Origin of the sequence: Propionicimonas sp. (genome assembly GCF_034927565.1) — a bacterium.
Lineage (GTDB): Bacteria > Actinomycetota > Actinomycetes > Propionibacteriales > Propionibacteriaceae > Propionicimonas.
The window spans coordinates 1-1,736 of sequence record NZ_JAYFPT010000053.1; the positions used below are offsets into that span (position 1 = coordinate 1).

Consider the following 1,736-nt stretch of genomic DNA (forward strand, 5'->3'; position numbering starts at 1 on the left):
CCCCAGCATCCCGTCGAACTCTTCTGCCAACAGCCGGGCGTAGCGTGGTTGACCATGCTTCATTCGTTCGCCTTGACCAGCCAGGCGTGGTTGCAGTTCGTAGATCTCGCCTTTGCCTTCGTCCTCAGTGCCCTGATCGGCCTGGAACGCCAGCTCCGGCACAAGAGCGCCGGGCTGCGGACCCAGGCGATCGTCGGGACCGCAGCCGCCTTGTTCATGCTGATCAGCAAAGACGGCTTCTTCAACGTGCTGGGGGACCATGTGGTCCTCGACCCCTCCCGGGTCGCGGCGCAGGTCGTCTCGGGTATCGGATTCCTCGGCGCCGGCCTGATCCTCACCCGCCACGGCTCGGTGCGCGGGCTGACCACAGCTGCCTCAGTCTGGGAGACCGCCGCAATCGGCATGGCTGCCGGAGCCGGACTGTGGGTGCTCGCCATCTCGGTCACCGGCCTGCACTTTGTGATCGCCTACGGTTTCACCGCACTGATCCGCAGGCTCCCCGGCAATCAGAATGCCCAGATCCAGCTCGAGATCGACTACGCCGACGGACGTGGGCTGCTGCGCGATCTGTTGCTCGCAATCACCTCGTCGGGCTGGCAGGTCAACCGCGCCGAACCCCAGCCCACCAGAGGCGGCACCGCCGCTGTGGTGCTGAACCTGGCTGGGTCGGCCAGCCCTGACACGCTGGTCGGCTCGCTGTCCGGCCTGGACGGCGTGCACAGCGTGCAACTGGTCGATGAGAACGAACTGGAGTAGCCGCTCCTGTCACTGCATCAACGTCGGGTTCAACGATGCCGTCGGCAACCACTGCATCACCATGAACCGGGCGCTGACATCGGCGAACCCCTTGCGCAGCACGTTCAGCGTGCCGCCGCCGTGCTCTATCGGCTGGTCTTCAGTACCTCGATCGTGCAGTGCGGCCCGCCGGCCCTCGCGAGCCGGCCATCACCGGTGAGCAGAGGCGCTTCGAGCGCCTCCGCCAGGGCGACATAGGCAGCGTCATAGATCGTCAGGTTCTCTCGCAACTCCCAGCACCGTTCCAGGAGCAGGTCGTGCTGGACGCGCTGAACCGGGAGAACTCTCAGGTCGTCCAGCGCCAGTCGGGCGCGCTTGGCATCGAGGTGGCCGCCACGGGCGAGCCCACGCCACACGGAAGCCACCTCAAGATCGATCAGCGACGGGGCGGCAAGATCCTCCCCTCTCAGGCGGCCACGCGCCGCGTCGCCGTCCTGGCCGTCGTCCATGAGCGCGACCGCCAGGACGCTGGCGTCAACGACGAGCACGCTCTGCTCGCAACGCGTTCACCGCGCCGGCCAGGGGCAGCGAGCCGCCCGCTCGTCCGGCAGCCCGGTCCAGCACCTCATCGACCGTCGGTTGCGCAGCCTCGCGCACCAAGCGGGACAGCAGATACTCCTGCAGCGACTGGTGTGCCGCCGCCGCCCGCTGCCGCAGCACGGCGTGCGTCGCCTCGGGCACGTCCTTGATCTGAATGTTCGGCATAAAGCCATTATGGAGCCACTCCATGCGAAATGGAAGCCTCCGCCTACACCCTGGCCGGACCCGACTTGGCTTGCCTGATGGCTTACCCAGCGCGGCGCCATGTGGTCCGATGTCCGGTAATCGAAAACTCCCGCCCCTTGTGGGGACGGGAGTTCGGATCGGAGCCGCTGTCGGGAATCGAACCCGAGACCTGCTCATTACGAGTGAGCCGCTCTGCCGACTGAGCTACAGCGGCG

The 1,736-nt window shown here is 66.8% G+C and carries 3 protein-coding genes and 1 tRNA gene; 1 reads left to right on the forward strand and 3 read right to left on the reverse strand.

What is annotated here, in order from left to right; genetic code table 11:
• Window positions 1-54: 54 nt before the first annotated feature.
• Entirely contained in the window at window positions 55-756 is a 702-nt protein-coding gene (locus tag VB080_RS10670; RefSeq protein WP_323418428.1) for an MgtC/SapB family protein, read from the forward strand.
• Window positions 757-881: 125 nt separating this feature from the next.
• Here the strand turns inward: VB080_RS10670 and VB080_RS10675 are convergent, their stop codons facing one another.
• The 3 genes from VB080_RS10675 to VB080_RS10685 form a co-directional block, all read right to left on the reverse strand.
• Window positions 882-1,283, reverse strand: coding sequence for a type II toxin-antitoxin system VapC family toxin (locus VB080_RS10675; protein WP_323418429.1), 402 nt, complete (start codon window positions 1,281-1,283; stop codon window positions 882-884).
• Window positions 1,270-1,500, reverse strand: a complete 231-nt coding sequence (locus tag VB080_RS10680) for a FitA-like ribbon-helix-helix domain-containing protein (RefSeq protein ID WP_323418430.1) — start codon at window positions 1,498-1,500, stop codon at window positions 1,270-1,272. The genes VB080_RS10675 and VB080_RS10680 overlap by 14 nt, the downstream gene beginning before the upstream one ends.
• 162 nt (window positions 1,501-1,662) lie before the next feature.
• A tRNA-Thr gene (locus VB080_RS10685) sits at window positions 1,663-1,735 on the reverse strand.
• Window position 1,736 lies beyond the last annotated feature (1 nt).

Bases quoted from the DNA above. Each gene is read 5' to 3' on its own strand.
- VB080_RS10680 (WP_323418430.1), bottom strand. From the start codon at position 1,500: ATGCCGAACATTCAGATCAAGGACGTGCCCGAGGCGACGCACGCCGTG.
- VB080_RS10670 (WP_323418428.1), top strand. From the start codon at position 55: ATGCTTCATTCGTTCGCCTTGACCAGCCAGGCGTGGTTGCAGTTCGTA.